The organism is Stenotrophomonas sp. SAU14A_NAIMI4_5 (assembly GCF_003086795.1).
In the GTDB taxonomy this organism is placed as follows: Bacteria; Pseudomonadota; Gammaproteobacteria; order Xanthomonadales; family Xanthomonadaceae; genus Stenotrophomonas.
In genome coordinates, this window is sequence record NZ_CP026003.1 from 3766776 (window position 1) to 3792451 (window position 25676).

Sequence of the window (25676 nt, forward strand, 5' to 3'; positions counted from 1 at the left end):
TCTCCAACAGGTGGAGTGACTCTACGACACCCTTGGTCAATGTCGATTGCATCCGGTGCAGGTATTGCCTGCGCCGCACGGCATGGGTGCACGGCGCGGCATGGGCGACCATCACCCCCTGCCAAGGAGCCCCCCATGTTCATAACCCTGCTGGTCGCCCTCGACGGCGGCCCCCAGCACGACACCCTGCTGGATCTGGTCACCCACGTTGCCGGACCGCGCAGCCGCATCCACCTGCTGTGCGTGCTCGATCCGGAGTTCGCCCTGCCCGCCGATGCCAGCGATGCCGACCGCCGCGAGTACCCCGCCGCCGAACGCCAGCGGGCGAAGGCCGAAGGCCTGCTGCAGGACGCCATCGCACAGCTGCGCGAGCGTGGGGTAGATGCCCGCCCGCTGCTGCCGGCAGGCGATCCCGCCGAGGTGATCAGCACCCAGGCGCGCGAGCTGGGCGCCGACCTGATCGTTATCGGCCACCGGCACCTGTCACGGCTGCAGCGCCTGCTCGACAGCTCGGTGGCGCAGTGGACGCTGGACCACGCGCCGTGTCCGGTGCTGGTGGAGACGCGCGGCGGCTGACCCGACCAGAAGGCTGCCAACCAAGGTTGGCAACTACCGGTGCCGCGCCCGCCTCAACAATCGATCACGCCTTCCTCGCCGCTCTCGTCGTCCAGCACCCGTGCGTGCAGGGTCACCTGGTTGCGGCCGGCGCGCTTGGCGGCGTACAGCCCGGCATCGGCATCGGCCAGCAGCTGGTCGGCGCTGGCCGTGGCCGGCGGGTGCAGGTAGGCCACGCCGATGCTGATGCTGACCGGGCCTTCGGGCAGGCTCAGCGCTTCCACCGCCATGCGCAGCCGCTCGGCCAGTGCCAGCACGCCCGACAGCGGACTGCCCGGCACGATCACCGCGAACTCCTCGCCGCCATAGCGCGCCACGCTGTCGGCCGCGCGCCCGGCGGTGGCCTGCAGCACCGCCGCCACCGCACGCAGGCAGCGGTCGCCGGCCGGGTGGCCGTGCTGGTCGTTGAATGCCTTGAAGTGGTCGATGTCCACCAGCAACAGCGCCAGCTCGGTGCCGCTGCGGCGGGCACGGTTCCATTCGGCCTGCAGCACGGTGTCGAACTGCCGCCGGTTGGCCACGCCGGTCAGGCCGTCCTGCCGCGCCAGCTGGTCGAGGGTGGCCTGGCCTTCCAGCAGGTCGATCTGCAGCAGGGTGCTGCGCAGGCCGAAGCCCAGCGTGGCCACCACGAACCCGGCTACCGCCAGCGGCCGCGCGTGGTCCACCACCAGGGTGCCGACCACCAGCAGCAGCAATGGCAGGATCATCGGCCCGCCGGCCTGCACCAGCCGCGACAGGCGCGGGTGCAGCACCCGCCCCGGCACCGGGGACTGGCGCAGGGCCAGCACCGCCAGCAGCAGGAACGGCACGTCGATCAGCAGGTCGTTGTAGGCACCGAAGGACTGCTCGGCGGTGTAGTGGTTGATGTAATACGCCACCACCAGGTAGCCCAGCGCATACAGCGCCAGCGCACGGAAGAACGCACGACGCTCGGGCACGTCGCCGGCAAGCCAGCGCACCACGGCAAATGCAGCGATGCACAGGTTCTGGATGTCGAACATGTGCTGCATGTTGGCCATCGCCTGATCATCGATGTCGATGCGGTCGGCAAAGGACTGGGTGTGCACGAAGAACAGCACGCCCAGCAGGGCGGCCATCAGCCCGTCGATGAGGCTGATGGTCCAGCGCTCGCGGCGTGCCCGGGCCAGGATGAAGACCAGCGGCACGCCGTACAGCACGTACAGCAGCAAGCTGGCGCTGGGGGTGATGTTGGAGCGGCCGGCGCTGAGCGCATCGACCATGTTGAAGCCCATGCCACCGGCCCACAGCAGCAGGGCCAGCGCGGTGGCGCGCCAGCCCAGCGCCGCACAGTCGCGCTGGGCCCGCCAGAGGCAGGCGGCCGCGGCCAGCAACGGTGCCGCGGTCAGGAAGGCGAAGGATCCGCCACCGGCCGTCCCAGGCCAGAACGCCACGACCAACCCGTGACACAGCACGTACAGCAGCGCCAGCACGACCGGCATGCACTCCCCCCATCCGTAAGGCCGTATGCGCGCACCATAGCGCAGCCCGCGGCCACTGCGGCGTGATCCGCTTTGGAAAAAGCGGATCCGCGACGCTCACGGGCCCGCCGGGAGGCCGCTGGGCAGCCGCGACCGGTAAATGCGAAAATCCACCCCCATCCCAGCGAGCGCCTGTGCGCCGACCGCCCCCGAGATCCCGTGAAAACCCCCGAAGCACTGCGCGCGCTGATCGACGACGGCGTGATCGATGAAGTACTACGCCCGCTCAAGAGCGGCAAGGAAGCGGCCGTGTACGTGGTACGCAGCGGCGACGACGTGCGCTGCGCGAAGGTCTACAAGGACATGGCCCAGCGCAGCTTCCAGCAGCGCGTGCAGTACCAGGAAGGCCGCAAGGTGCGCGGCAGCCGCGAGGCGCGTGCGGTGGGCAAGGCCAGCAAGTACGGCCGCAAGCAGCAGGAGGCGGCCTGGAAGAACACCGAGGTGGACGCGCTGTACCTGCTGCGCGATGCCGGCGTGCGCGTGCCCGAGCCGTACGGGTATTACCACGGCGTGCTGGTGATGGAGCTGGTCACCGATGCCGACGGTTTCTCCGCCGCCCGCCTCGGCGAGGTGGAGCTGGAACCGGAGCAGGCCCGCCAGTTCCACCAGACCCTGGTCCGGCAGGTGGTGCGCATGCTGTGCTGCGGCCTGATCCATGGCGATCTCTCGCCGTACAACGTGCTGGTCGGTCCCGATGGCCCGGTGGTGATCGATTTCCCCCAGGTGGTCAGTGCGGGCGGTAACAACGCCGCGCGCAGCATGCTGCTGCGGGATGTGAACAACCTCACCGCCTACCTGGGCCGTTTCGCGCCCGAACTGCTGGACACCTGGTATGGCGAAGAGATGTGGGCACTGTTCGAGGCTGGCAGCCTGCTGCCGGACAGCGAACTCACCGGCACCTTCGTGCACGATGAATCCACCATCGACCTGGACAGCGTGCGCTACGCCATCAACGATGCCCGCGAAGAAGCCCTGATCCGCCAGCAGGGGCGTGAGGCGGCGGAAGAAGACGACGACCGGTAGCGTCGAGCCTGCTCGACGATTCTCAAGGCAATGCCGGCCAGCGGCCGGCACTACCGTCAGGGTCAGGCCTTCAGCGCGCGGGCGTGATGGGCGATGTGCTCACCGATGAAGCTGGCGATGAAGTAATAGCTGTGGTCGTAGCCCGGCTGCAGGCGCAGGGTCAGCGGATGGCCGACGGCATCGCAGGCCTGCTGCAGGCGTTCGGGCTGCAGCTGGTTCTGCAGGAACTCATCGCCATCACCCTGGTCGACCAGCAGCGGTAGGCGCTCGCTGGCGGTGGCCACCAGCGCGGTGGCATCCCACTGCGCCCAGTCGGCCGGGTTGTCCCCCAGGTAGGCAGTGAACGCCTTCTGGCCCCACGGCACCTGGCTCGGCGCCACGATCGGCGAGAACGCCGACACGCTGCGGTAGCGGCCCGGGTTGCGCAGCGCCAGCACCAGCGCGCCGTGCCCACCCATCGAATGGCCACTGATCGCGCGCGCATCGCTGGCCGGGAAGTTCGCTTCAATCAGCGCCGGCAGTTCGTGCACCACGTAGTCGTGCATGCGGTAATGCTTCGCCCACGGCTGTTCGGTGGCGTTGAGGTAGAAGCCCGCGCCCTTGCCCAGGTCGTAGCCTTCGGCATCGGCCACGTCATCGCCGCGCGGGCTGGTGTCCGGCGCCACCAGGATGACGCCATGCTCGGCGGCGTAGCGCTGCGCGCCGGCCTTGGTGATGACGTTCTGCTCGGTGCAGGTCAGGCCGCTCAGCCAGTACAGCACCGGCAGCGTCTGCGTGGCGGCCTGTGGCGGCAGGTACACGGCGAACTGCATGTCGCAGCCCAGCGTGGTCGAATGATGGCGATAGACGTCCTGCCAGCCGCCGAAACAGGCGCGGTGTTCGATGCGTTCCATGGAGTGCTCCCAGCGGCGGCAGGCACGCGGCCTGCCGCCTGGCGTGATTCAGAAGTGGACGACCGAGCGGATCGACTTGCCTTCATGCATCAGGTCGAAGGCTTCGTTGATCTTGTCCAGGTCCATGGTGTGGGTGACGAACGGGGCCAGTTCGATATCGCCCTTCATCGCGTCTTCCACCATGCCCGGCAGCTGGCTGCGGCCCTTCACGCCGCCGAAGGCGGTGCCCATCCACTTGCGGCCGGTGACCAGCTGGAACGGACGGGTGGAGATTTCCTGGCCCGCACCGGCCACGCCGATCACCACGCTCTGGCCCCAGCCACGGTGTGCGCATTCCAGCGCCGCACGCATCACGCTGGTGTTGCCGATGCACTCGAAGCTGTGGTCCACGCCCCAGGTGGTCATTTCAACGATGACCTGCTGGATCGGCTTGTCGAAGTCCTTCGGATTGATGCAGTCGGTGGCACCGAATTCGCGGGCCAGCTCGAACTTGGACGGGTTGGTGTCCACCGCGATGATGCGGCCGGCCTTGGCCTGGCGCGCACCCTGGATGACCGCCAGGCCGATGCCGCCCAGGCCGAACACGGCCACGCTGTCGCCTTCCTGCACCTTGGCGGTGTTGTGCACCGCGCCGATGCCGGTGGTGACGCCGCAGCCGAGCAGGCAGACGTGTTCCGGGTTCGCTTCCGGATTGATCTTGGCCAGCGACACGTCGGCCACCACGGTGTACTCGCTGAAGGTCGAGCAGCCCATGTAGTGGTAGATCGGCTCGCCGTTGTAGCTGAAGCGGCTGGTGCCGTCGGGCATCACGCCCTTGCCCTGGGTGGCACGCACCGACACGCACAGGTTGGTCTTGCCGCTCTTGCAGAACAGGCACTCGCCGCACTCGGCGGTGTACAGCGGAATCACGTGGTCGCCCGGCTTGACGCTGGTCACGCCCTCGCCCACTTCCACCACGATGCCGGCGCCTTCATGGCCCAGCACCACCGGGAACAGGCCTTCCGGATCATCGCCGGACAGGGTGAACGCATCGGTGTGGCAGACACCGGTGTGGGTGATCTTGACCAGCACTTCGCCGGCCTTCGGCGGGGCGACGTCGATCTCGACGATCTGCAGCGGCTGGCCGGGACCAAAGGCGACGGCGGCACGGGATTTCATGGCGGACTCTCCAAAAGACAGGCAGTAACAGGATGGGCGGCGCTATGTTGCGCCGTTGTTTATTTCAGGTATGAGCGGATCAGCCCGCTCATCTCGCGCACGCGTTCGGCGCGTTGTTCATCGGAGGTGGCCGGCTGGCCGAATTCCTCGCGCAGGTGGGCTTCCATCACCTCGGACATCAGCCCGTTGACCGCGCCACGGATGGCCGCGATCTGCTGCAGCACCGGCCCGCAGTCGGCGCCCGCCTCCAGCGCGCGGTCCAGCGCATCGCACTGGCCGCGGATGCGGCGCACGCGGGCCAGGACCTTCTTCTTTTCTTCGGGGGAATGCGGCATGGCGAGCCACCTGCGGAACTATACTGGGGGATAGTATACACAGGCGACGCTGGGGCTCAATCCGCAGGGCGATCCAGGGCGTTCAGTCGAACGCGCCCGCCGCGGCCAGCCGGGTCAGTTCATCCACCACGAAGCGCACTTTCGGCCGCAGGTGGCGGGTCGGCGGCCACAGTGCGTGGATCTCGATGTGCCGCTGCATGCACTCGTCCAGCACCGATTGCAGGGCGCCGGACTGCAGGTGCCGACGGACCAGCGAGACCGGCATCTGGCAGATGCCGAGCCCGGCGATGGCACCGTCGATCACCGCATCGCCATCGTTGAGCTGGTGGGTGGCCTGCGGAATGAAGGTGCCGCCCTCGCCGTCCGGGCCAATCCGCCACGCCATCGGCTGGCCGTGGCGGTAGCCGACGATGCTGCGGTGCTGGCGCAGCTCGTCCACGCTGCGCGGCACGCCGTGCGCCTGCAGGTACGACGGCGCGGCGCAGGTGACCAGGCGCTGGCTGCCCAGCCGGCGTGCCACCAGGTGCTCGGCCTGCTGCAGGCCACCAAAGCGGATCAGCAGGTCGATGCCTTCCTCGATCGGGTCGACGAAGTGGTCGTTGAAGGTCACGGTCAGCTGCAGGTCGGGGTACTGCTGGCACAGCTTCAGCAGCACCGGCATCACCACCAGGCGGCCGAAAGACGAGGGCATGTCGATGCGCAGGCGTCCGCTGGGCAGGTGCGCGGCCGAGCCCAGGCAGGCCTCGGCGGCGGAGATCTCATCCAGCGCGGCCGCGCACGAGGCGTAGTAGGCCTCGCCGTCGGTGGTCAGCGAGATGCGTCGGGTGGTGCGGTGGAACAGGCGCACACCGAGCCGCGCCTCCAGCCGGGCGATGGCCTTGCCCACCGCCGAGCGCGAGATGCCCAGCGCTTCGGCCGCCTCGGTGAAGGTGCCGGCGCGCGCCGTGGTGACGAAGGTCACCAGGCCATTCAAGGATTCCACGGGCAGCATCGGCAGCCTCCATTGGGGACACGATGTCCCGCCAAGAGGGAAATCGAAGCTCTTTATGTGCCTTGGTGTCAACTCCATCCTGTGTGCATGGCGCCACGGGCGCCCTCCCCCACACCGAGATGACCGAGATGACCGACCTGCTGTTCCGCCCCTTCGACCTGGCGGGAACCCCGCTGCACAACCGCATTGCCATGGCGCCAATGACCCGTGCCCGCAACCCGGGCGCCGTGGCCAACGAGCTGACCGCGCAGTACTACCGGCAGCGCGCCAGCGCCGGCCTGATCATCAGCGAAGGCACGCCGGTCTCGCCGCAGGGCCAGGGCTACATCGACGTGCCGGGCATCTGGTCGGCCGAACAGGTGGCGGGCTGGAACCTGGTGACCGACGCGGTGCACGCCGCGCAGGGCACGATCTTCGCCCAGCTGTGGCACGTCGGCCGCATGTCGCACAGCTCGCTGCAGCCCGACGGCGGCCAGCCGGTCAGCGCCGGTACGCGTGCCGTGGGCAGCGACCCGCGCAACTTCGCCTTCGTGTACCTGGATGACGGCAGCCGCGGCCGCGTCGATCCGACCCCGCCGCGCGCCCTGCGCACCGATGAAGTACCGGGAATCGTCAGCGACTTCGTGCATGGCGCGGAAAATGCCATCGCCGCCGGCTTCGACGGCATCGAACTGCACGCCGCCAACGGCTACCTGTTCGAGCAGTTCCTCAACCCGCTCACCAACGATCGGCAGGACCTCTACGGCGGCTCGCTGCGCAACCGCGCACGACTGATCCTGGATACCGTCGATGCACTGGCCGCAAGCATCGGCGCGCATCGCGTCGGCGTGCGCCTGGCACCGAACAGCCAGGTCTTCGACATGCCGGCCTATGCCGAGAACGAAGCCAGCTACCTGTACCTGGCCGAAGAACTGGGCAAGCGCGGGCTGGCCTACGTGCATCTGAATGACAACTACCTGCATGGCGAGCGCGCGATCGGCGAAGACTTCCTGAAGGCCTTCAAGCAGGCCTACGGCGGCACCGTGCTGCTGGCCGGCGGCATGACCCGTGAGTACGCGCTGCGCCTGGTCGATGAAGGCACGATCGACATCGCCGCCTTCGGCCAGCCGTTCATCGCCAACCCGGATCTGGTCGAGCGCCTGCAGCAGGACATCGCGCTGGCCGCGCCGGATCGCGACACCTACTACGGTGGTGGCCGCGAGGGCTATCTGGATTACCCGGTCGCGGGCTGACCGGGCATGGGGTCAGAGCCGCGCCAGGCGCGGATCCGACCCCATGCGTTCAAGCGTCCTCGCGCACGTAGGCGAACGACTCGTCCAGCCGCGGGAAGCCGATCACCTGCTGTACCAGCGCCTGTGCCTCGTCATCGGTGATGTCGCCTTCAGCAATTTCGCTCTCGCGCGCGAACAGCGCCGCCACTGCCGCGTACTGGTCGGCGCGCAGAACCGGCTGGTGGTTCTGCAACCAGCGCTGCAGGTTCACGGCCAGCTCGCCATGCGACAACAGCGTATACGGCCGCTCATATTCGGCCACCGCTTCAACCATCTTGCGGAACACGAAGTCCTGGTAGTTGGCGGCCAGCACATCGGCACGGTCATCGTCATGCCACACCAGCACGACCGGCGGCTCGTCGAAGCCGGGGGCATTGGTCCAGAAGCAGTAGCTGTCACCTGCCCCGGTGCGTGCGAACGGCAGCAGCTGCAGGTCCGCGCGCAGGGGATTGTAGTGATCTTCAGCCGTGAGCTCCTGCCACGCCTCCAGCAGCTCGTCGTGCTCCAGCGGCTCGTAGTCCTGGGCATACAGCAGTACCGGCGGGTCGTCCTGCAGCGTGGGGAACACCGTTTTGGACCACTGCGGATGGCTGCCGCCCCAGCTCAACCGACCTGCGTCATGCAGCTGCTGGAACAGCGGCGGGAATGCCTGGCCGGTCGCCTGTTCGATGTCGCTCAATCTGCTCATGGATGTCCTTGTCATGGGGAGCCACCTACCTTGCCTGAATTCACCCGGCAGATGAACCCGCAGCCTGCTCCAGCAGGTCTAGACTGCACGCAACCGGCCCCCGCAGATCCCTGCCATGGACTCCCCCGCCCGCACCTTCATCGTCAACATCGATGTGCCCGATCTGGCCGCTGCCGAAGCGTTCTACGTTGCAGCCTTCGGCCTGCGCGTCGGCCGCCGGCTGGGGACCGGCGCGCTTGAACTGCTCGGTGGTTCCACCCCGCTGTACCTGCTGCAGAGTGATGCGGGCAGCGTGGCCACCGACGAGGGCGACGTGCGCGATTACGAGCGGCATTGGACGCCGCTGCACCTGGACTGGGTGGTAGAAGACATCAATGTCGCGCTGTCACGCGCGGTGGCCGCCGGCGCGGTGATCGAACTGCCGGTGAGCGAACGCCGCTGGGGGCGGCTGGCGGTGCTGGCCGACCCGTTCGGGCATGGGTTCTGCCTGATCCAGTTCGTTGGGTTGGGGTATGACGCGCTGGTGGAGTGATCGGGGCCTGCCATCCACGCATGGCGTGGATCTACTGCATCCACGCATGGCGTGGATCTACTGCCTGATGCGGTGGGTGCCGACCGGTGGTCGGCACGGCATCCCGCCTCACTCCCGCAACATGTCCACGAACGCGCGCAGCGCCGACGACATCTGCCGCTGCTTCGGGTAATACAGCACGAAGCCGGGAAAGGGTTCACTCCAGTCCTGCAGCACCGCCACCATCGTCCCGGCCTCGATATGCGGGCGCGCGGCATCTTCCAGCACATAGGCCAGGCCGAAACCATCCAGCACCGCGCGCATGATGGTGGTCTGCTCGCTCAGCGTCAGCCGCCCGCGCACGTCGATTTCCAGCGACTGCCCATCGCGGTCGAACTGCCACTTGTACAGGTGCCCGCTGGCGAAACGGAAACGGATGCATTCGTGCTGCAGCAGGTCGCGCGGGTGCTGCGGCGCCGGGTGCTGCCGCAGGTACTCCGGCGAGGCCACGATCATGCCGTGCAGCGCCGGCCCCAGCGGCACCGCCACCATGTCCTCGGGCACGAACTCATGCAGGCGCACGCCGGCATCGAAGCCATCGGCGACGATGTCGACCAGGCCATCGTTCTCTGTCAGCTCCAGCCGCACATCCGGGTGCGCGCGCAGGAAGCGGGTCAGCCGCGGACCGAGCTGGGTCGGCACCGCCGCACGCGCCGCGTTGATGCGCAGCAGGCCGGTCGGGCTGTCCCTGAACTGGTTCATTTCTTCCAGCGCGTCGTGCACCTGGCCCAACGCTGGCTGCAGCCGGTCCAGCAGGCGCTGCCCGGCCTCGGTCAGGGCCACGCTGCGGGTGGTGCGGTGGAACAGGCCCACGCCCAGCCGTTCTTCCAGCGCGCGGATCGCATAGCTCACCGCCGAGGTCGACAGGGTCAGCTCGCCGCCGGCCTTGCGGAAGCTGCGGTGGCGGGCCACGGCGGCGAAGGCGGCCAGGTGGGAGAGATTGTCAGAGGCCATTATGCAGTCTGCCTTGATGAATCATGCCGATATCCAGGCTTTGTAGGCCGGTACTAGGGGCGTATTGTAAAGCGCCTTTCGACAAACCCCGCCAAGGATTCCCCATGTCCCTCGCCCATGGTTATGCGGTACGCACCAACACCGCCCCGCTCGAGCCCTTCACCTTCGAACGTCGCGCCGTCGGCGCCAACGACATCCGCATCGAAGTGCTGTACAGCGGCATCTGCCATTCCGACCTGCACCAGGCCCGCGACGATTGGGGCGGCGCCGAGTACCCGATGGTGCCGGGCCACGAGATCATCGGCCGCGTGGTCGAAGTCGGCCCGTCCGTCACCACCCTGAAGGTCGGCGATTTCGCCGGCGTCGGCTGCATGGTCGATTCCTGCCGCCATTGCGATGCCTGCGACCACGACCTGGAGCAGTACTGCGAAAAGGGCCCGACCTACACCTACAACAGCCACGACCGGAACACCGGCGAGCTGACCATGGGTGGCTACTCCGACCACATCGTGGTCGAGCAGCGGTTCGTGGTGAAGGTCTCTGAAAAGCTGGACCTGAAGGCCGCCGCGCCGCTGCTGTGCGCCGGCATCACCACCTACTCGCCGCTGCGCCACTGGAAGGTCGGCCCGGGCCAGAAGGTGGGCGTGATCGGTCTGGGTGGCCTCGGCCACATGGGCGTGAAGTTCGCCAAGGCGATGGGCGCCACCGTGGTGATGATCACCACCACCCCGGAAAAGGGTGCCGACGCCAAGCGCCTGGGTGCCGACGAAGTGCTGGTCTCGCGCGACGCGGAGCAGATGAAGGCCCACGCCAACAGCTTCGACTTCCTGCTCAACACGGTGCCGGTCAGCCATGACACCAACCCGTACATGAGCCTGCTCAAGCGCGATGCCACCATGTGCCTGGTCGGCGTCATCACCGAACTCGACCCGCCGCTGATGGGTGGCACGGTCATCTTCGGCCGCAAGCACGTCACCGGCTCGGCCATCGGCGGCATGGCCGAAACCCAGGAGATGATGGACTTCTGCGCCGAGCACGGCATCGTCAGCGATGTTGAAGTGATCAACATCAAGGACGTGAACCAGGCCTGGGAGCGCATGGCGAAGAACGATGTGCGCTACCGCTTCGTGATCGACATGGCCACCATCAAGGCCTGATCGCTGCAGTGATGGAACGAAAAAACCCCGGCATTGCCGGGGTTTTTTCTTTAGGTAGTGCCGGCCGCTGGCCGGCAACTCCGTACAGCTGCCGGCCAGCGGCCGGCACTACCGCGAGACGGTCAGTACGCGAATTCTTTGAACACCGGATCGACATCGCCATGCCAGCGGCCATGGAACAGCGCCAGCTTGCGCTCGGCCGGGGTCAGGCCCGATTCGACGATCTCCTGCAGCACGTCCAGGAACTTGCTTTCGTCCTGGCCATCGGCATTGCGTGCACCGCGGCGCTTGAGGCCTTCCACGGAAATCTTCACCGCTTCGCGGGCCAGGTCGCGCACGGTGCCGTTGCGGAACGGCAGGCCCATCGCGTACTTCGGCACGCCGTCGCGCAGCGCGTGGCGCTCGGCCAGGCTGAAATCACGCACCAGGTCCCAGGCCGCATCCAGCGCGGTGTCGTCGTACAGCAGGCCGACCCAGAACGCCGGCAGCGCGCACAGGCGGCTCCACGGGCCACCGTCGGCACCGCGCATTTCCAGGTACTTCTTCAGGCGCACTTCCGGGAAGGCGGTGGTCATGTGGTCCGACCAGTCGCGCAGCGTCGGCAGCGCACCCGGCAGCACCGGCAGCTTGCCCTGCATGAAATCGCGGAAGCTCTGCCCGCTGGCATCGTGGTAGATGCCATCGCGGTAGGAGAAGTACATCGGCACGTCGAGCAGGTAATCGACATAGCGCTCGTAACCGAAGCCATCCTCGAACACGAAGTCGAGCATCCCGGTACGGTCGGCGTCGGTGTCGGTCCAGATGTGCGAGCGGTAGCTCAGGTAGCCGTTCGGCTTGCCTTCGGTGAACGGCGAATCGGCGAACAGCGCGGTGGCGATCGGCTGCAGCGCCAGCGACACGCGGAACTTCTTCACCATGTCCGCTTCGGTGGCGTAATCCAGGTTGACCTGCACGGTGGAGGTGCGGGTCATCATGTCCAGGCCGAGCGAACCGACCTTGGGCATGTAGGAACGCATGATCTTGTAGCGGCCCTTGGGCATCCACGGCATTTCATCGCGCGTCCACTTCGGCTGGAAGCCCATGCCGAGGAAGCCGAGCTGCAGTTCGCCGGCCACCTGCGCCACTTCGTTCAAGTGGGTGCCGGTTTCCACGCAGGTCTGGTGGATGGTTTCCAGCGCCGCACCGGACAGCTCCAGCTGGCCGGCCGGCTCCAGCGTCACCGAGGCGTTGTCACGCAGCAGGGCGATGGTGTTGCCGTTCTCCTGCACCGGCTCCCAGCCGAAGCGGGTCAGGCCGTTGAGCAGGGCTTCGATGCCGCGCTCGCCTTCGAAGGTCGGCGGGCGAAGATCGTCCAGGCGGAACCCGAACTTCTCGTGTTCGGTACCGATGCGCCACTGCGCACGGGGCTTTTCGCCGGAGGCAAGCACCTCGACCAGCTCCGAGCGGTCGGTAATGGGCGTATCGGCGACGTGGCTGGGGCTCGACAAGGGGAGGACTCGCTGGACAGTGGCAGGGGATGTGGGGCTGGGGGCCTTCCATCGCAAGGGCGCACTATAGCGTGGCGGCCCTTCGCAGCATGCGACGGTGACGGGTTTCAGCATCCTACCGACGACCTCTTGACCCCCGTACACTCAGGCCATGAGCCGCCATTCACGACACCCGGAACTGCACCGCGCCGACCGCGTCGGCTGGCTGCGCGCCGCCGTGCTGGGGGCCAACGACGGCATCGTCTCGGTCGCCGGCCTGGTGGTCGGCGTGGCCGCCAGCGGTGCCTCGGCCAGCACGATCCTGGCCACCGGCGTGGCCGGCACCGTGGCCGGCGCGATGTCGATGGCCGCCGGAGAATACGTTTCGGTGCAGACCCAGGCCGACACCGAAGCGGCCGACCTGGCCGTGGAAATGCGCGAGCTGCACGAAGACCCGCACAGCGAGCTGGACGAGCTGACCGCGATCTATCGCCATCGCGGCCTGCAGCCGGCACTGGCCCGGCACGTGGCCGAGCAGCTGACCGCACACGATGCGCTGGGCGCACACGCACGCGACGAGCTCGGCATCACCGACACCCTGCGCGCACGCCCCCTGCAGGCTGCCCTGGCCTCGGCCGGTGCGTTTACCTGCGGCGCCGCACTGCCGGTGCTGACCGCCCTGTTCTCCAGCGCGGCGCAAGTCACCGTGGCGACCACCGCCAGCACCCTGATCGGCCTGTGCCTGACCGGCGCGATGGCCGCCCGTGCAGGTGGCGCGCCGCCGCTGCGCGGCGCGGTGCGGGTGATGTTCTGGGGCGCACTGGCGATGGCCGCCGCCGCGGGCATCGGCAAACTGCTGGGGGCCCACCTGTCATGACCACGATGCTGCCGCCTGACATTGCCCTGCTGGCCGAGATGGCCAGCCTGGCCGGCTGCGACCGTGCCGAAGGCTATGCCTGCATCACCGCGCGCCGCGAGCACGGTGCCAGTTCGGTGGAGATACCGCAGCCGCAGTTCGTCATCCTGCTGGAAGGCAGCAAGCAGGTACGCACCGCGCACCAGTCGCTGACCGCCCACGCCGGTGACATGCTGCTGTTCACCCAGCGCTGCCGGATCGATGTGGTCAACACCCCCGACGCAGGCACCGGCCGCTACCTCGGCGCCATCGTGCCGCTGTGCGCGGAAGTACTGAGTGCGGCGCGCACGCTGTGGAGCGAAGCACTGCCTGCGCCCGGCGATGCGATCGCGCAGCCGCGGCTGGTCGACCACGGCACGGTGCTGCGGCGCTGGCGCCAGGCATTGCAGGACGGGCATTACAGCGAAGCACGGTTGGCCTTGGCCGAACTGGTGCTGGCCTGGTGCCGGCAGGGCCACGGCAACCTGCTGTTGCCGCAGGCCCCGAGCTTGGGCGAGCAGATCCGCGACCGCATCGCCGCCGAGCCAGCGCGTGATTGGCAGTCGCGCGATGTGGAAGACCAGTTCGCGCTGAGCGGCGCGACCCTGCGCCGGCGCCTCGCCGCAGAACGCACCAGCCTTCGCCAGCTGCTGACCGAGGCGCGGCTGGCACACGGCATGACACTGCTGTACACGACCGATCTACCGCTGAAGACGGTGGCCGCCCGCGCGGGGTATCGCTCGGCGGCGAGTTTCAGCAAGCGCTTCGCCGAGCAGTACGGGCTGGCTCCGACGGACATCTAAGGGGTGGGGTTGTCTGGCAGGGCTTGCAGCCCTGCACCTGCTTCAAGCCGCGGCAACGGCAACGTCCAAAGCCGGAGCGGCATTCCGTGGGATGGCGGGGCACTGTGGGTTTGCGGGGACGCCGTAACCCCCCCTCCGGGGTCCGGCCCAGCCGCTGGCGGCTGTGCGTTCGGGCGCTCGCGAAGCAGTGCTTCGCAAGCAAAGCGCCCTCACCCATGGGGGCTTGGTCGCCGCATCCATGCGGCTCACACCCCGCAAACCCACAGTGCCCCACCTTCGACAGGTTCACGCGGCTGTTGGGAACTGCTGATGGTGGGTGCCGACCGTTGGTCGGCACATCCGTCGGATATCGAATGAATTCATCCACGCATGGCGTGGATCGACTGATAACGGCGACTTTTGGTAGGTGTCGACCGTTGGTCGGCACATCTGTCAAATATCGGATAAATCATCCACGCATGGCGTGGATCTACTGGTAACGGCGGCTTTTGGTATGTGCCGACGGTTGGTCGGCACATCTGTCAGACATCGATATCCGACCCCGTGCCGACCAACGGTCGGCACCCACCAAAGCAGAGCGCCGTTCTGACAGATCGCGGAGAACTGTCGAAGGCGGGGTGGGTCCGGTTGAGGGGGCGTGAGCCGCATGGATGCGGCGACCGAGCTTACAGGGACGTACTTGCAGCGTCCCCCTCAACCGGACCCACCCCGCCTACCCTCAGGAAACCTGCCTTTGACGTTGCTTCGGCCGTTGCCGTTGCATTGAGCAGGTGCAGGGCTGCAAGCCCTGCCGAACAAAACCCCCTGAGCATTCCACGCAGTGGTTTGAGCGCATCGCGCGCACGCCACCCGGCACGCTGCACAGCGACGGAATATCCCGCCTTACCGAGCCCCACCTCATGACCCTGCGTCACCTGCCCCTGCGCGGCGCCCTGCTGCTCGCCCTGTCCTCCCTGCCGCTGGCCGCCCTGGCCGAAGCCACCTCGCCCGCCCCCACCCAGCAGGTGCCGGGCGTCTACCACCAGCGCGTCGGCGCCCTGCAGGTCACCGCCCTCTTCGATGGCGTCGTCGCGCTCGGCCGCCAGCAAGTGGTCGATGTCTCGCCCACCCTGGTCACCCGCCTGCTCGACGGCCGCTACGTGCCCGAGGACAAGAAGGGCCTGCAGACCGCGGTCAACGCCTTCCTGGTCCGCCAGGGCAACCACCTGACCCTGGTCGATACCGGCACCGCGCAGTGCTTCGGACCCGGCCTGGGCCAGGTGCTGGGCAACCTGCGCGCCGCCGGCGTCGATCCGGCCGAGGTGGACGACATCCTGCTCACCCACGCCCACCCGGACCACATGTGCGGCGTGCTCGACGCGCAGGGCCAGCCGGCCTACCCCAATGCCACGGTGTGGCTGTCCAAGGCCGATGCCGACTACTGGCTGGACCCGGCCAGCGAAGCCGGTGCGCCGGAGGGCGTGCGTTTCGCCTTCCCGCTGGCCCGCAACGCGGTGGCGCCGTACCAGGCCCACGGCAGGCTGCGCACGTTCAAGCCCGGTGATGCCCTGCCCGGCGGCGCGGTGGCGATGGACACCCACGGCCATACCCCCGGCCATGTCTCCTACCGGTTCGACAGCCAGGGCCAGTCGTTGCTGGTGTGGGGCGATGTGCTGCACTTCCACGCGGTGCAGTTCGCGCACCCGGAAGCGGCCTTCGAGGCCGATGCCGACCGCAAGGCGGCCATCGCCAGCCGTCGCGGGCTGCTTGAGCAGGCCACCGCCAAGGGCTGGTGGGTGGCCGGTGCGCACCTGCCGTTCCCCGGCCTGGGCCATGTGCGCCGCGAGGGCGAGGCTTACGCGTGGGTGCCGGCGGAGTATTCGCCGTTGAAATGAGGTGCCGCCGGGCATGGCCCCGCGCTACCGGTCCCCGGTCGCGGCAACATCGGGTAGCGCCGGGCCATGCCCGGCGAGCGCAGCGGAGACGCCTTACGCCAGCCCCAGCCAGCCGCCGATCACGCCGCGGGCTTCGTCCACGCCGGTGCGGTCCTCACCGGAGAACACCTGCACGCTGACGCTGTCGCCATAGGCCGAATGCAGTTCCTTGCGGACCTTCTGCAGGGTCTGCATCTGCTGGCTGCGGCTGAGCTTGTCGGCCTTGGTCAGCAGCGCGTGCGCGGGCATGCCACGCTGCACGGCATAGGACAGCATCTGCCGGTCGTAGTCCTTCAGTGGGTGGCGGATGTCCATCACCACCACCAGGCCCTTGAGCGCTTCGCGGGTGCGGAAATACCGGTCGATGAAGGCCTGCCAGTGCGCCTGCAGGTCCAGCGGCACCTTGGCGTAGCCGTAACCGGGCAGGTCGACCAGGTGCGCTTCCGGGGTGATCTGGAAGAACACCAGCTGCTGGGTGCGGCCGGGGGTCTTGGACACGCGGGCCAGGGAGTTCTGCCGGGTCAGCGCGTTGAGGGCGCTGGATTTGCCGGCGTTGGAGCGGCCGGCGAAGGCCACTTCGGCCCCTTCATCGGGCGGCAGCTGCCGCACGTTGTGGGCCGAGAGGTGGTAACGGGCGCGTTCGATGAGCAATGACATGCCACTAGGATCGCATGTTGCGGCGCCGCGCGCCCGTGCCGGGGGCCGCGGGCCGGGAAAATGCTGCACTGCTGCGTTGACCGTGCGCGGAAACGGCGTTGATAATCCGGGCGATGCCGGCGGCCACGCCCCGGCCCGGTCCATACGGAGCTTTAGCATGCGCCACGCTCGCGTTCTTGCCGTATCCGCTCTTGCCACCGCCGTCGTTGTTGCCGCCGCTGCGTTCGCGCAGACCACGCTGACCCCGCTGCCCGACAACGGGCCGATCCGCACCGCCTCGCTGGAAGTGGATTTCAGCAAGACCACCTGGGGCGACGCCAAGGCCGGCCAGACCAAGGCCTCGGCCTGCGCGGCCTGCCATGGGGCCGACGGCAATTCCACGGTGGAGATGTACCCGTCCATCGCCGGCCAGAGCGAACGCTACGTGGCCCAGCAGATGGCCCTGATCGCCAACGGCCAGCGCAGTTCCGGCGCGTCGGTGGCGATGGTGCCCTTCGTGCAGAACCTCACCCCGCAGGACATGCGCGATATCGGCGCGTTCTTCGCCACCCAGAAGGCCACCGCCGGCATCGCCGACGATACCGCCGTGGCCGACGGCCCCTACAAGGGCATGAAGTTCTACGAGATCGGCCAGCAGCTGTACCGCGGTGGCGACGCCACGCGCGGCCTGCCCGCCTGCATGGCCTGCCACGGCCCCAGCGGCGCCGGCAACCCCGGCCCGGCCTACCCGCACATCGGCGGCCAGCACGCCAGCTACGTCGCCCGCCGCCTGCAGGAATACCAGGCCGGGCAGACCAACGAGACCGACAAGGCGCACTTCCAGATCATGGCCGCCGTCGCCCAGAAGCTGAGCGAGCAGGAAGTCCAGGCGCTCTCCAGCTACCTGCAGGGCCTGCACAACAAGGCCGATGACATCGCCGCCGAGGCCACCGCCACGCAACCGGCCGCCGCCCCCTGACCACCACTGGTCGGCCCGGGTCGCCACTGCGGCCCGCGGCTGCGGTATGTTTCCTTCACGCCGGCGGCTGCGCCGGCGTTGTTATTTTCAATGGAGATGCGTGTCGATGAGGTTGATTCCCCGCCTTCTGCTGTCCCTGCTGGTGATGCTGCCGCTGGCCGCCTGCGCCGCCACCCCCGCCAATGCCCCGCTGGTTGAAGGCAAAGACTACGAGCGCATCGCCAAGTCCGGCCCGTTCCAGCCGCTGGCCGGCAAGATCGAAGTCGTTGAAGTGTTCGGCTACACCTGCCCGCACTGCGCTCACTTCGAGCCGCAGCTGGAAGCCTGGGCCGCCAAGCTGCCGGCCGACGTGCGCTTCACCCCGGTCCCGGCCGCCTTCGGCGGTGCCTGGGATGCCTGGGCCCTGGCCTATTACGCGGCCGATGAAGTGGGCGTTGCCAAGCGCAGCCACGCCGCCGTGTTCAAGGCCCTGCATGAGGACGGCTCGCTGCCGATGCAGAACGTCTCGGCCGATGAGCTCGCCACCTTCTATACCGCCTATGGCGTGAGCGCCGACCGCTACAAGCAGGCCCTGCGTGGCGATGCGGTGCAGAAGAAGGTCGCCGAAGCCCGTGCCTTCGCCCAGCGCACCCAGGTGCCGGGCACTCCGGCCATCATCATCAACGGCCAGTATCTGGTGCGTGGCAACAGCTTCGACGACCAGCTGCGCATCGCGTCCAAGCTGATCTCCGAAGCCCGCGCCCGCGGCCGCTGAACCAATCCCGACCATCGACACGGCGCTGTCGCCGCCGCATGTCATCATTTCCCCCTGGCCGGCGCCCGCCGCTGGCCCCACCTTTCCAGATGCTGGAGACGTTTCAATGAAGACCCGTATCGCTGCTTTCGCACTTGCAGCCCTGCTGCCGATCCTGGCGGCCTGCAAGGCCGACGACGGCACCACCAACACCACCGCCCCGGCTGAAGCGGCCGCCACCCCGGCTGCCACCGAGCCTGCCGCGGCCCCCGCCGCCGAGCCGGCTGCCGCCACCGAAGGCGCTGCCCCGGCCGCCACCGAAGCCGCTCCGGCCGCCGCACCGGCCCCGACCACCACCGCGCTGACCGGCCCGGCCCCGGTGGAAGGCAGCGACTACCAGGTGATCAGCAATGGCCAGCCGTTCCAGCCGGCCGCCGGCAAGGTCGAAGTGGTCGAGATCTTCGGCTACGTCTGCCCGGCCTGCGCCGCCTTCCAGCCGCTGGTTGGCCCGTGGAAGGCCGGCCTGCCGAGCGACGTGAACTTCGTCTACGTGCCGGCCATGTTCGGCGGCACCTGGGACAACTACGCCCGTGCCTTCTACGCCGCGCAGACCCTGGGCGTGCAGGAGAAGACCCACGAAGCGCTGTACGCCGCCATCCACTCGCAGCAGACCCTGAAGGGTGAGCGCGGCGCCGACTCGGTCGACGACATCGCCAAGTTCTACGCCGGCTACGGCGTGGATCCGAAGCAGTTCGCCGCCACCATGGGCAGCTTCGCGGTGAACGCCAAGACCAACTCGGCCAAGCAGTTCGCCCAGCGCAGCGCGATCAGCGGCACCCCGTCGATCATCATCAACGGCAAGTACCTGGTGAAGGGCAAGAGCTTCCCGGACATGCTGCGCATCGCCGACCACCTGATCGCCCGCGAACGCGGTGCGGCCCAGGCTCACTGATCCAAGAGAAAGCATTACCGGCCGTGACTTCCCCCCACACACGGACCCTGCGCTTGCTGACGGCCAACATCCAGGCCGGCTCAAGCACCCGCCGCTACAGCGACTATGTGACCCGCAGCTGGTCACATGCGCTGCCGGCGGGACGCAAGCGCAGCAGCCTGGACGCGATCGCCACCCTGGCGCGCGGCCATGACATCGTCGGCCTGCAGGAGGCCGACCCGGGCAGCCTGCGGTCGGGCTTCACCAACCAGACCCACTACCTGGCCCAGCGTGCCGGCTTCAATTACTGGAGCCACCAGCCGAACCGGCGCATGGGCGGAGTGGCGTCCAGCGCCAACGGGCTGCTGAGCAAGCTGGAACCGGTGGAAGTACAGGACCACGCCCTGCCCGGCCGCATCGGCGGGCGCGGCGTGCTGCTGGCCAAGTTCGGCGATGGCGAGGACGGCCTGGCCGTGGCCGTGGCCCACCTGTCGCTGGGCGCGGGTTCGCGGATGTCGCAGCTCGGCTTCATCGCCGAGCTGCTGTCCGACCACCCGAACGCGGTGCTGATGGGCGATTTCAACTGCCTGGCCGAGCGCCCGGAAATGCAGGTGCTGTACCAGAAAACCCGGCTGCAGCCGCCAGGCTGCGTGGTGCCGACCTTCCCCAGCTGGCGCCCGGACCGGGCCATCGACCACATCCTGGTCAGCAGCAGCCTGCAGACCCGCAGCGTGGAAGCCGTACCGGCCGCGTTCTCCGACCACCTGGCCCTGGCCATGGCCATCGACGTACCGGCCGAAGCCCTGCGCTGACCCACCGTTCCGGTAGGTGCGGACCTGCTGCTCTGGTGGGTGCGGACCTGCTGCTCTGGTAGGTGCGGACCTGCTGCTCTGGTGGGTGCGGACCTGCTGCTCTGGTGGGTGCGGACCTGCTGCTCTGGTGGGTGCGGACCTGCTGCTCTGGTAGGTGCGGACCTGCTGCTCTGGTGGGTGCGGACCTGCTGCTCTGGTGGGTGCGGACCGTTGGTCCGCACGGCTCTCCGCCGGGCATGGCCCGGCGCTACCCGGCCTGCACCACCGGGTTCCTCAGCCGCCGTGCGGTCATCGTGCTGCCCACCGAGGCCACCACCGTGCAGCCGATCGCCAGCCACTGCACGCCCTCCAGGTGCTCGTGCAGCAGCAGCATCGCCCACAGCGCGGCCACCGCCGGTTCCATGCTGATCAGGATGCCAAAGGTCTCTTTCGGCAGGCGCTTGAGCGCCATCATCTCCAGCGACATCGGGATCGCACTGGACACCAGCGCCACCAGCAGGCCCGCCAGCAGGATCTTCGGCTCCAGCAGCGCCATGCCGGCATGGGCCACGCCCACCGGCACCACCACCAGCGAGGCCGCCAGCAGCCCCAGTGAAACCGTGTGGCCGGCATGCAGGTGGCCGGCGCGCTTGCCGAACACGATGTACAGGCCCCAGCACGCGGCCGCCCCCATCGCATAGAGCACGCCGGCCGGGTCCAGCGCCGGGCCGCCGCCCAGCGGCAGCAGCAGCAACAGGCCGACCAGCGCGCAGCCCACCCAGAGGAAGTCGATCGGCCGCCGCGAGGACAGCATCGCCACCGTAAGCGGGCCGGTGAACTCGATGGCCACGGCGATGCCGAAGGGAATGGTGCGGATGGCCATGTAGAACAGCAGGTTCATCAGGCCCAGGGTCAGCCCGTAGCGGAGGATGGTCATCGCATCCACGCGGCTGGTCTTCCAGCGCCACGGCCGCCAGAACAGCAGCAGCAACAGCGCCGAGAAGCCCACGCGCAGGGCGCTGGTGCCCTGCGCGCCGACCAGCGGAAACAGGTGTTTTGCGTAGGAGGTGCCGATGGCCAGCGCGGTAACCGAGCCGAGCACCGCCAGCGCCGGCAACATCGGCGCGAATCGGGAAGTCTGCATGCGCACAGTCTATTGCGCTGGCGGCGAGCACTTGGCTCAATTGACGGCCCGTCCGCGCAATTTCTGCTCGCCATGGCCACCGCCCCCGTGCTGGACAGCTTCGACCACGCCATCCTCGACCTGCTGCAGCAGGACAACGCCCTGCCGCAGCGGCAGATCGCCGAGGCCGTGCACCTGTCCACCCCCGCCGTGCAGCGGCGCATCAAGCGCCTGCAGGACAGCGGCGTGATCGCCGCCAACGTGGCCGTGCTCGACGCGGCCAAGGTCGGGCGACCGCTGACCATCATCGTCGAGGTGCGGGTGGTCAGCGAGCAGCGCGAAAAGGTCGCCCCGTTCCGCCGCCGCGTGCAGGACGATCCGGCCGTGCAGCAGTGCTACTCGATCACCGGCGACGGCGATTTCCTGCTGCTGCTTTCGGCGGCCTCGATGGAAGAGTACGAAGCGATCACCGAGCGCCTGTTCGGCGGCGATGACAACATCGAGCGCTTCCGCACCTCGGTGGCGCTGGGCACGTTGAAGCGCAGCTTCTCGGTGCCGCTGGCATGACCCCGCCGCCCTCCCCTGCCCGACGCCTGCGCCGCTGGCTGCTGTCCGGCGCCCTGCTGCTGGCCGCCGGCATCGCCGTGCTCTCGCTGTGGAACAGCCCGTGGGCGGCGGCACCGAAGATGCTGTGGGCGCTGGGACGCATGCCACCGGCCACCGAGCTGCCCGTGCCCGTGGACGGCGTGCGCCCGCGGCAGATCGCCGACACCTTCGGTGCACCCCGCGGCAGTAACCGCACGCATGCCGGCATCGACATCTTCGGCAAGCGCGGCACGCCCGTGCGCAGCGCTACCGCAGGCGTCGTCGCCGATGTGGGCGAACGCGGGCTCGGCGGGCGCCAGGTCTGGGTGATCGGGCCCGGCCGCGAGCGCTACTACTACGCGCACCTGGAAGACTGGGCCGAGGGCCTGGCGCGAGGCCAGGTGGTGCAGGCCGGGCAGCTGCTGGGCCATGTCGGCGACAGCGGCAACGCCAAGGGCACGCCGCCGCACCTGCACTGGGGCATCTACGGCAAGGACGGCGCCCGCGACCCGTTGCCGCTGCTGCGTTGATCGCAGTGACGCTGCGGCTCGACACCACGACGGGCCCGCCGCATCATCAACCGCAGTGACAGGGAGAGCACGCCGATGACCCAGCTTCGCGCCACCCCGCTGTTGATCGCTACCGTGATCCTGGCCACCGGCTGCAGCACCCTGCAGGCACAGCGCGACCCGTGGTGCAGGCAACTGGCGGCCTACGCCAACACCGCACAGGTCGATGCCCCGCGATCGATTGAACTGGTGACCGACTGGAGCCGCTGGAGCAAGCGCTGCGAGGACGATGGCAGCGACGCGGGCAAGCAGTTCTGCCACTGGCTGATCCCCAACACCTCGACCGAATTCGCCTCGGCCAATATTCGCCACACGCTGGCCTGCCTGGATCCAACGGCCATCCATGCCGGGCGTCTGCGCAGCACCCCGGTGTACATCACCGGCAAGGTGGAGGTGTACGGCGCGCCCATGATCAATGAAGACGTGATGGTCACCGTCGAGTACGCCGATGGCATCGAGGGCCAATTGCCGCACATGAAGATCCAGGCCGAGCGCACCCCGCTGGACGACTGAGGCGGCGAAGGGACCGGCACGCCCCGGCGCCATTTGTAAATAGAAACAATTCGCATTACCATATTTGCGTTTTCCGGGCAGCCAGGACGGTTCGCCCTCCTCGCATTGCCCAGCCACCGTCCTGCAGCGCAGGGCCCCGCCAGCGGCGTGAGACCCCCACCAGCCGCGGCGCCAGACCATCCGGGAAGCCGGTCGGACGCACGCACGTGCCCGTCCAGGAACCCACATGATCCGCTCGACCCCTGCTCTGCTGCCGCACCGCTTGTCCGCGGCGGTGCTCTCCGCCCTGTGCCTGGCCGCCGCGCCGGCCGCCTTCGCCGAAACCGCCGCCGACCCGACCACCCTCGACAAAGTCGTGGTGAAGGGTGAGCGCGCCGAAGGCTATTCGGTGCGCAAGACCTCCGCCGGTACCCGCTTCGACCTGGCCCCGCGCGAGATCCCGCAGTCGATCAGCATCATCAGCCACCAGCGCATCGAGGACCAGAACCTCGACGACATCATCGACGTGCTGGGCAACACCACCGGCGTGAGCAGCACCCAGTCCGACACCGAGCGCACCGAGTTCTACGCGCGCGGTTTCTACATCGACAGCTACCAGTTCGATGGCCTGCCGACGCAGATGGTGCAGAACTGGAGCTACGGTGACTCCGGCCTGGACCTGGCCCTGTACGACCGCGTGGAAGTGGTGCGCGGTGCCACAGGCCTGCTCAGCGGCGCCGGCAACCCGTCCGCTTCGGTGAACCTGATCCGCAAGCACGCCGACAGCGCCGAACTGGCCGGCAGCGTCTCGGTCAACGTCGGCAGCTGGGGCCGCACCCGCACCACCGTGGACGTGGGCAGCGCGCTGAATGCCAGCGGCACCGTGCGTGGTCGCGTCATCGGCAGCTATCTGGACACCGATGCGCAGATGGACCGCTACAACCAGCACAAGACGCTGGGCTACATGGTCATCGATGCCGACCTGACCCCCGATACGCAGCTGAGCGTGGGCTACGACTACCAGCAGAAGCGCGCCAACGGCGCGACCTGGGGCGGCTTCCCGATGCTGTTCTCCGATGGCACCAGCACCGGCTACGACGAGTCGTTCAACGCCAGCCCGAACTGGACCTACTGGGACACCACCAGCAAGCGCGCCTTCGCCACCCTGGAGCACGGCTTCGCCAACGGCTGGAAGTTCAAGATCGGCGCCACGCATGACGAGACCAAGGCCGACGACAAGCTGTTCTACCCGGCCTACAACGACTGGGTCACCGGCGCCTCGTACTTCGACAAGAACACCGGTGCCGGCATCTCGCCGTCGGCCGGCTTCTACAACACCGAGCGCAAGGTCGACGCGATCGATGGCTTCGTCGACGGTCCGTTCCAGCTGTTCGGCCGCGAACACCAGTTCATGGCAGGCCTGAGCTACAACAAGCGCGACTACGCCAACTACGGCGACTACCAGGTCGGTGGTGCCGGCCTCGCGTGGGACCCCTTCTCCAGCTACCTGAACTGGAACGGCAACATCAGCGAACCGAACTGGAACCCGCTAAGCCTGGCCAGCGAAGGCACCATCACCCAGAAGGCCGGCTATGCAGCCACGCGCCTGTCGCTGGCTGATCCGCTGAAGCTGATCATCGGTGCGCGCTACACCGACTGGAAGAGTGAAGGCGAAGGCGCCGATCGTTCGCACAAGGTGACCACGCCGTATGCCGGCCTGGTGTTCGACATCAATGACACCTACTCGACCTACGCCTCGTATACCGAGATCTTCCAGCCGCAGATGCTGAAGGACCGCAACGGCAGCTACCTCGATCCGGTCGACGGCAAGAGCTACGAAGTGGGCGTCAAGGGCGCGTGGTTCGACAACCGCCTGAATGCCTCGGTGGCCGTGTTCCGCATCGAGCAGGACAACGTCGGCCAGTCGACCGGTGAACCGGTGATCGGCGGAACCGGCGGCGAAACCGCCTACATCGCCGCACGCGGCACGGTCAGCCGCGGCTTCGAGTTCGAGCTGAACGGCGAACTGGCACCGGGCTGGAATGCCACCTTCGGCGCCTCGCGCTACGTGGCCAAGGACATCAACGATGCGGACATCAACACCAACCTGCCGCAGACCACGCTGAAGCTGTTCACCAGCTACACCCCGCAGTCGCTGCAGGACCTGACCGTTGGCGGTGGTGCCAACTGGCAGAACCGCATCTACTACGCGGTGCCGGCGTACGGCCGCATCGAACAGGATGGCTACGCGCTGGTCAGCGCCTTCGTGCGTTACCGCATCTCGCCGGAGTTCAGCGTGCAGGCCAACCTCAACAATCTGCTGGACAAGAAGTACTACTCGCAGATCAACGGCTACGGTGCGTTCGGCGACGGCCGCAATGGCTCGCTGACATTCACCTGGTCGTTCTGATGCAGACGGCGCCGGGCAGCCCCCGGCGCCGTGGGTCGTTGTAGAGTCGAGCCATGCTCGACTGGCTTTCGCAAAGAGCAGCCGAGCATGGGCTCGGCTCTACAAAGGCATGAAGCAGCCGAGCATGGCTTGGCTCTACATGACCGCGAAAAGCCGCCGGGCATGGCCCGGCGCTACCGGTGAAAAGCAGGTGCC

26 protein-coding genes are annotated in these 25676 nt (G+C 68.0%); 16 read left to right on the plus strand and 10 right to left on the minus strand.

What is annotated here, in order from left to right; all coding sequences use genetic code 11:
• The first annotated feature begins 135 nt into the window (after positions 1-135).
• Positions 136-576 carry a universal stress protein gene (locus C1925_RS17320; protein ID WP_108769976.1) on the plus strand — a complete coding sequence of 147 codons (441 nt, stop codon included), beginning with the start codon at positions 136-138 and terminating at the stop codon, positions 574-576.
• A 53-nt stretch (positions 577-629) separates the two neighbouring features.
• Here C1925_RS17320 and C1925_RS17325 read toward each other — a convergent pair whose 3' ends face one another.
• Positions 630-2075, minus strand: coding sequence for a GGDEF domain-containing protein (locus C1925_RS17325; RefSeq protein ID WP_108769977.1), 1446 nt, complete (start codon positions 2073-2075; stop codon positions 630-632).
• 198 nt (positions 2076-2273) lie between these two features.
• Here C1925_RS17325 and C1925_RS17330 point away from each other — a divergent pair, with 198 nt between their 5' ends.
• The gene (locus tag C1925_RS17330; RefSeq protein ID WP_108769978.1) at positions 2274-3137 is read left to right on the plus strand and encodes a PA4780 family RIO1-like protein kinase; all 864 of its coding nucleotides are present in this window, start codon (positions 2274-2276) and stop codon (positions 3135-3137) included.
• Positions 3138-3199: 62 nt separating this feature from the next.
• On the opposite strand, the gene fghA is transcribed toward C1925_RS17330, so the two are convergent.
• The 4 genes from fghA to C1925_RS17350 all read right to left on the minus strand — a co-directional run bounded on the left by fghA (position 3200) and on the right by C1925_RS17350 (position 6514).
• Positions 3200-4030 carry an S-formylglutathione hydrolase gene (gene fghA, locus C1925_RS17335; RefSeq protein WP_108769979.1) on the minus strand — a complete coding sequence of 277 codons (831 nt, stop codon included), beginning with the start codon at positions 4028-4030 and terminating at the stop codon, positions 3200-3202.
• A 48-nt stretch (positions 4031-4078) separates the two neighbouring features.
• Positions 4079-5188 carry an S-(hydroxymethyl)glutathione dehydrogenase/class III alcohol dehydrogenase gene (locus tag C1925_RS17340; RefSeq protein ID WP_108769980.1) on the minus strand — a complete coding sequence of 370 codons (1110 nt, stop codon included), beginning with the start codon at positions 5186-5188 and terminating at the stop codon, positions 4079-4081.
• A gap of 59 nt (positions 5189-5247) precedes the next feature.
• Positions 5248-5523 carry a metal/formaldehyde-sensitive transcriptional repressor gene (locus tag C1925_RS17345; RefSeq protein ID WP_079223297.1) on the minus strand — a complete coding sequence of 92 codons (276 nt, stop codon included), beginning with the start codon at positions 5521-5523 and terminating at the stop codon, positions 5248-5250.
• Between the two features lie 82 nt (positions 5524-5605).
• Entirely contained in the window at positions 5606-6514 is a 909-nt protein-coding gene (locus tag C1925_RS17350) for a LysR family transcriptional regulator (RefSeq protein ID WP_108769981.1), read from the minus strand.
• A gap of 128 nt (positions 6515-6642) precedes the next feature.
• On the opposite strand from C1925_RS17350, the gene C1925_RS17355 reads away from it, so the two are divergent.
• Complete coding sequence (locus C1925_RS17355; RefSeq protein ID WP_108770751.1) at positions 6643-7746, plus strand: alkene reductase; 1104 nt, start codon at positions 6643-6645, stop codon at positions 7744-7746.
• A gap of 49 nt (positions 7747-7795) precedes the next feature.
• On the opposite strand, the gene C1925_RS17360 is transcribed toward C1925_RS17355, so the two are convergent.
• The gene (locus C1925_RS17360) at positions 7796-8473 is read right to left on the minus strand and encodes an SMI1/KNR4 family protein (protein WP_108769982.1); all 678 of its coding nucleotides are present in this window, start codon (positions 8471-8473) and stop codon (positions 7796-7798) included.
• Between the two features lie 115 nt (positions 8474-8588).
• On the opposite strand from C1925_RS17360, the gene C1925_RS17365 reads away from it, so the two are divergent.
• Positions 8589-9005 (plus strand): VOC family protein, encoded by a 417-nt coding sequence (locus C1925_RS17365; protein ID WP_108769983.1) that lies wholly within the window; start codon positions 8589-8591, stop codon positions 9003-9005.
• 108 nt (positions 9006-9113) lie between these two features.
• Here the strand turns inward: C1925_RS17365 and C1925_RS17370 are convergent, their stop codons facing one another.
• Positions 9114-9998, minus strand: a complete 885-nt coding sequence (locus C1925_RS17370; protein ID WP_108769984.1) for a LysR family transcriptional regulator — start codon at positions 9996-9998, stop codon at positions 9114-9116.
• Positions 9999-10102: 104 nt separating this feature from the next.
• Here C1925_RS17370 and C1925_RS17375 point away from each other — a divergent pair, with 104 nt between their 5' ends.
• Positions 10103-11155 carry an NAD(P)-dependent alcohol dehydrogenase gene (locus C1925_RS17375; protein ID WP_108769985.1) on the plus strand — a complete coding sequence of 351 codons (1053 nt, stop codon included), beginning with the start codon at positions 10103-10105 and terminating at the stop codon, positions 11153-11155.
• Between the two features lie 122 nt (positions 11156-11277).
• Here C1925_RS17375 and C1925_RS17380 read toward each other — a convergent pair whose 3' ends face one another.
• Positions 11278-12642 (minus strand): glutamate--cysteine ligase, encoded by a 1365-nt coding sequence (locus tag C1925_RS17380; RefSeq protein ID WP_108769986.1) that lies wholly within the window; start codon positions 12640-12642, stop codon positions 11278-11280.
• A gap of 151 nt (positions 12643-12793) precedes the next feature.
• Between C1925_RS17380 and C1925_RS17385 the strand changes: the two genes are divergently transcribed.
• The 3 genes from C1925_RS17385 to C1925_RS17395 all read left to right on the plus strand — a co-directional run bounded on the left by C1925_RS17385 (position 12794) and on the right by C1925_RS17395 (position 16193).
• Positions 12794-13498, plus strand: a complete 705-nt coding sequence (locus C1925_RS17385) for a VIT family protein (protein WP_108769987.1) — start codon at positions 12794-12796, stop codon at positions 13496-13498.
• A complete protein-coding gene (locus tag C1925_RS17390; protein ID WP_108769988.1) occupies positions 13495-14319 on the plus strand; it encodes an AraC family transcriptional regulator in 825 nt (274 codons plus the stop codon). The genes C1925_RS17385 and C1925_RS17390 overlap by 4 nt, the downstream gene beginning before the upstream one ends.
• Positions 14320-15218: 899 nt before the next feature.
• Complete coding sequence (locus C1925_RS17395) at positions 15219-16193, plus strand: MBL fold metallo-hydrolase (protein ID WP_108769989.1); 975 nt, start codon at positions 15219-15221, stop codon at positions 16191-16193.
• A 93-nt stretch (positions 16194-16286) separates the two neighbouring features.
• Here the strand turns inward: C1925_RS17395 and yihA are convergent, their stop codons facing one another.
• Entirely contained in the window at positions 16287-16889 is a 603-nt protein-coding gene (gene yihA, locus C1925_RS17400; RefSeq protein ID WP_079223317.1) for a ribosome biogenesis GTP-binding protein YihA/YsxC, read from the minus strand.
• Positions 16890-17046: 157 nt separating this feature from the next.
• Here yihA and C1925_RS17405 point away from each other — a divergent pair, with 157 nt between their 5' ends.
• The 4 genes from C1925_RS17405 to C1925_RS17420 all read left to right on the plus strand — a co-directional run bounded on the left by C1925_RS17405 (position 17047) and on the right by C1925_RS17420 (position 20323).
• A complete protein-coding gene (locus C1925_RS17405) occupies positions 17047-17847 on the plus strand; it encodes a c-type cytochrome (protein ID WP_108769990.1) in 801 nt (266 codons plus the stop codon).
• 106 nt (positions 17848-17953) lie between these two features.
• Positions 17954-18601, plus strand: a complete 648-nt coding sequence (locus C1925_RS17410) for a thiol:disulfide interchange protein DsbA/DsbL (RefSeq protein ID WP_108769991.1) — start codon at positions 17954-17956, stop codon at positions 18599-18601.
• A 106-nt stretch (positions 18602-18707) separates the two neighbouring features.
• Positions 18708-19532, plus strand: coding sequence for a thiol:disulfide interchange protein DsbA/DsbL (locus tag C1925_RS17415; protein WP_108769992.1), 825 nt, complete (start codon positions 18708-18710; stop codon positions 19530-19532).
• A gap of 53 nt (positions 19533-19585) precedes the next feature.
• On the plus strand, positions 19586-20323 hold the full coding sequence (locus C1925_RS17420; protein ID WP_174213557.1) for an endonuclease/exonuclease/phosphatase family protein: 738 nt from the start codon (positions 19586-19588) through the stop codon (positions 20321-20323).
• A 247-nt stretch (positions 20324-20570) separates the two neighbouring features.
• Here C1925_RS17420 and C1925_RS17425 read toward each other — a convergent pair whose 3' ends face one another.
• Entirely contained in the window at positions 20571-21446 is an 876-nt protein-coding gene (locus C1925_RS17425) for an EamA family transporter (protein WP_108770752.1), read from the minus strand.
• A 72-nt stretch (positions 21447-21518) separates the two neighbouring features.
• Here C1925_RS17425 and C1925_RS17430 point away from each other — a divergent pair, with 72 nt between their 5' ends.
• From C1925_RS17430 to fhuE, 4 genes are all read left to right on the plus strand, one after another.
• Positions 21519-21992: an Lrp/AsnC family transcriptional regulator gene (locus C1925_RS17430; RefSeq protein WP_108769994.1), complete on the plus strand. Its 474-nt coding sequence runs from the start codon at positions 21519-21521 to the stop codon at positions 21990-21992.
• Positions 21989-22540, plus strand: a complete 552-nt coding sequence (locus C1925_RS17435; RefSeq protein ID WP_108769995.1) for a M23 family metallopeptidase — start codon at positions 21989-21991, stop codon at positions 22538-22540. Before C1925_RS17430 ends, C1925_RS17435 begins: the two co-directional genes overlap by 4 nt.
• Before the next feature lie 75 nt (positions 22541-22615).
• Positions 22616-23092, plus strand: a complete 477-nt coding sequence (locus C1925_RS17440; protein ID WP_108769996.1) for a hypothetical protein — start codon at positions 22616-22618, stop codon at positions 23090-23092.
• Between the two features lie 226 nt (positions 23093-23318).
• A complete protein-coding gene (fhuE, locus tag C1925_RS17445) occupies positions 23319-25481 on the plus strand; it encodes a ferric-rhodotorulic acid/ferric-coprogen receptor FhuE (RefSeq protein WP_108769997.1) in 2163 nt (720 codons plus the stop codon).
• Positions 25482-25676: the final 195 nt, after the last annotated feature.